General features: G+C 55.5%; 4 protein-coding genes and 1 pseudogene. 3 read left to right on the top strand and 2 right to left on the bottom strand.

All coding sequences use genetic code 11. The features are described from left to right. Nucleotides 1–209: pseudogene (locus H8Q75_RS04155) on the top strand (hypothetical protein); the annotation flags it as partial. Between the two features lie 41 nt (nt 210–250). Then, entirely contained in the window at nt 251–535 is a 285-nt protein-coding gene (locus H8Q75_RS04150) for a DUF3288 family protein (protein WP_024124288.1), read from the top strand. Here the strand turns inward: H8Q75_RS04150 and H8Q75_RS04145 are convergent. Further along, a complete protein-coding gene (locus tag H8Q75_RS04145; protein ID WP_297040731.1) occupies nt 532–1095 on the bottom strand; it encodes a J domain-containing protein in 564 nt (187 codons plus the stop codon). The genes H8Q75_RS04150 and H8Q75_RS04145 overlap by 4 nt on opposite strands. Before the next feature lie 108 nt (nt 1096–1203). Here H8Q75_RS04145 and H8Q75_RS04140 point away from each other — a divergent pair, with 108 nt between their 5' ends. After that, entirely contained in the window at nt 1204–1977 is a 774-nt protein-coding gene (locus H8Q75_RS04140) for a WecB/TagA/CpsF family glycosyltransferase (protein ID WP_255325300.1), read from the top strand. Here the strand turns inward: H8Q75_RS04140 and H8Q75_RS04135 are convergent. Further along, nucleotides 1945–3165: a YcjF family protein gene (locus tag H8Q75_RS04135; protein ID WP_024124291.1), complete on the bottom strand. Its 1221-nt coding sequence runs from the start codon at nt 3163–3165 to the stop codon at nt 1945–1947. The two genes, H8Q75_RS04140 and H8Q75_RS04135, sit on opposite strands and share 33 nt — an antisense overlap. Nucleotides 3166–3502: the final 337 nt, after the last annotated feature.

Here is a 3502-nt window from a genome sequence, read left to right as displayed (position 1 = left end):
TGCACCCAATGCGCGATCGCTCACCGCAGCAACAGATTTTGGAGGCGATTCAACAACTGAGCCAAGGCAGCCATAGTGTTGCCTTCGATGACATTGTGCACCGAGTGTCCTTGGACACGGGGGTAGTCATGGCAGAATTAATCCATCTAGAGCTGATGGGCTGCGTAGAGCAGCAGCCAGGGAATCGCTATCGCAGAATTGGCTGTTAAAACATTTGTTAAAACATTGAACTTGTCACTTGGAGGCTGCAATGACCAACTTCCAGAACCTACAACATCCTCGCGAAGCTCAAGATCGGTTAGTCCTCGAGCGTCTGCGGCAAGAGGGCATCAGTGATTACAACTTAGCGGAATTGGGGCGATTGCTGATTCGCTACGATGGCTTCCCCGGGGCCGAGACAAATAAGAAATTAATGGCGGAGCTGCTAGAAAAATGGCAACTGACGCAGGAAGAACTCTTTAAGCGTACCCGTGCCATCCACGCTCGCGGCGGCGTTTACAAGGTGGGCAGCAATAAACAGGAGGATTGGACTTAGATTGCTTTGCCGTAGAGGCGATCAAGGGTACGAAAGTCCTTTTCGACTGCTTGCCAAAGGCTACGGTTATCCGGATCTGCTTTTAGGGCTCGGTGCAAGTATTCCCGTGCCGCTTGGGGTTGGCGATCGCGAATGAGTTGCCGCGCCCAGCACTGATAGGTGACGGCTTGCCACTGCCGTACTTCTGCATCTTGGGGCAGTCGCCTGGCCAACCCTTCCACAAGGGAGATGGCACGTTGATAGCAGCGATATTTGAGGAATTCCTGAAGTTGGCGGTAGCTGGCGTGTTTCAGTTCAATGTCAAAGGCAGACAGAGGTGGCGGTGTTTGGGGCGGGCGAGTTTGCGGTTCTGATTTGACGGGGATAGGGCGGGCGGGCAGCACCCGCACTAGTTTTTCATAGGCCTGTTGGAGGAGAATAAACTTCTCATGGGCCGTGCGATCGCCGGGGTTGACATCGGGATGATAGCGTCGTGCTAGCCGGCGATAGGCGGATTTAACTTGGGCTAAGGACGCTCCCTGCGACAGCTCCAGAATGCGATAGCACTCGTCTAGATTCATTCGGCAGGACGCAACATGAGATTTGCATTGCATTGTCGGATCTTCACTTTAATTCTGCCATCATTCCCCTACGCTGGAATCAAGTGAAAGATGCGGAGTAGCTCCAACGTGCCGTCAGTACACATTTTAGGAACACGGATTGATGTCACTACTTACAGCCAAGCCTGTGATCTCGTGGCTGAATGGATTGGTCAAGGCCAGGGGGGCTATGTGGTGGCTGCCAATGTCCATGTGGTCATGACGGGGGTGTGGCGATCGCCCTTCCAGCGGGTGATCAATGGTGCCCAACTGGTGACTTCTGACGGCATGCCTTTGGTGTGGGGCCTACGGCTGTTGGGTTTTCCGCAAGCAGAGCGGGTCTATGGTCCTGATTTGATGCTGGCTCTGTGCGATCGCGCTCAAAGGGCAGGCTGGCGTATTTTCCTCTACGGTAGTGAACCCCTCGTGTTAGAGCGGCTACAGCGGAATCTGCGGCAGCGCTTTCCTAATCTCCAGTTGGCGGGTGCCTACGCCCCTCCCTTTCGTTCCTTGACCCCTGAGGAGGAGGCCAGCGATCGCCAGCGCATCCTTGATAGCCGGGCTAATTTGGTCTTTATCAGCCTTGGTTGTCCAAAGCAGGAGGAGTGGATGGCTCGCCAAAGCCCTTTTTTGCCCGTTGTCTTGGTGGGTGTGGGAGCGGCCTTCAACTTTCACAGTGGCACTGTGGCGCAAGCACCGCGCTGGATGATGGCGATCGGCTTAGAGTGGCTCTTTCGCCTGCTGCAGGAACCCCGCCGCCTCTGGCAGCGCTATCTGATGAACAATCCCGCATTTGTTGTGCTTTTTGCGGGGCAACTCCTGCGCCACTGGCTACGCCGACGGCAAACCAAGAGAGTGTCCTAGGGTTTGCAAGGGAGAGCGTCCCACCTGTTGCTGTGCCCACCGAAGACTTTGCTGCAAGCGAGCCACCAAGGGTAGGGATGGCGCTTGGGGAGCAGTCTCAAAGTAATGAATCAAGCTCAGACCACTCAAGCGCAACACGTAGGCTGCCGTTGCCCCCTGCAAACAACTCCCCGCCAGATAGGTGAGGGAATTGCCCTTGAGCCACTGCCCTAGGGACTGGGTCGACAGTTCCACAGCCCCCAATTGCACCATGAGCCGCAATAGCTCCTTAGCCAGGGGTTCAGCATCCGCCAACCGGAAGGAGCGCTGGTAGATTTGGCCTAAGTCCCAGGTGAGGCGCACCAAGAGCCCGCCGGCCATAACGAGATCCAAAAGGGGGAGGGGATTCACCGCCGTTGCCGCTGCCGCCAGCCATTGGTAGCGCTCAATGATGGGGGTGGCTCGTTCTTGGCGATAGCGATTGAGGGCAGCTTGTGCCTGTTGATGGAGTTGTTGGGCACGGCGATAGGTACCGGCTAGGACAAGGTTGGCTTGCTCCTGGCTGAGGTACTGTAGGAGTCTTGAGGTCAACGATTCAGGGGCCTGCGCTGTAAAGGGAACGAGTTGCTCCTCCGGCATCTGGAGATCTCGCAATTGCTGTTTTAGACACAGGGCCACGCGATCGCGCTCCTGCACCGTTTCTGGGTCCCACACCACAAGCACGTGATAATGTCCTGCTTGCAACACCCGCAGCATCTCAAACTCACTGGCGGTGAGGGCACCCCTTACCGTCAAAAGCACTAAGTCCGCTTGGGGAACAGTGGCCAGGGTTTGCTGCTGAAGGCTACAGCGATTAAGTAGTGTGGCGACGGCATGGTACACCTGATTGACAGCATAGGCCGACTGCCCAAGGACACACACCTCAACCCTTGGGTTATCTAACCGCTGTTGTAGTTGGCGACGGGTCGATTGGAGAGAGGCTTGGCGCTCTGGGGGAAGTTCCTGCAAAAGGCTCTGAGTCTCTGCCAGTTGCTTTTCAATTAATTGGGGATCTAAGGGAGATTGAGGGGAAGCCACGTTTGGCGCAGCGGGCGATCGGCGCCAGTACCAATAGCCCAACCCCAAACTGAGAATCAGTAGCCATCCCCAGGGATGGTCATTGACCCAGCCACTCAACAACAAGAGAATGATAGCGGCAGCAACAGCCATGTCCTTTACCCCAAGCAAGATCCTCTGTTTGTTAGCTTACCTTGACTGGTGAGCAGCACTCAAATTGGCGAAGCTTGAGGAAATGCAGCCTGAATTTTGTGCCCGCCTTTCAAGTGAAGCGGGTTCCGATGTTATCCAGAATGCACAAGGAGGAACACATGACGGAACGTGAGCTGGCTTCTCATACGACGGTATCGTCCACGCCATCAACCACATCACGGATACTCCACCGCTTCGCCCGTGATTACGCCGTACAATTACTGAATACCGCCGGCATTACGATCAACGGTTCACAGCCATGGGACATTCGCGTTCACGACGACCGGCTCTATCTCCG

This window comes from Thermosynechococcus sp. OHK43 (assembly GCF_014466085.1).
Taxonomy (GTDB): domain Bacteria; phylum Cyanobacteriota; class Cyanobacteriia; order Thermosynechococcales; family Thermosynechococcaceae; genus Thermosynechococcus.
This window is presented reverse-complemented; position numbering and strand designations above follow the sequence as displayed.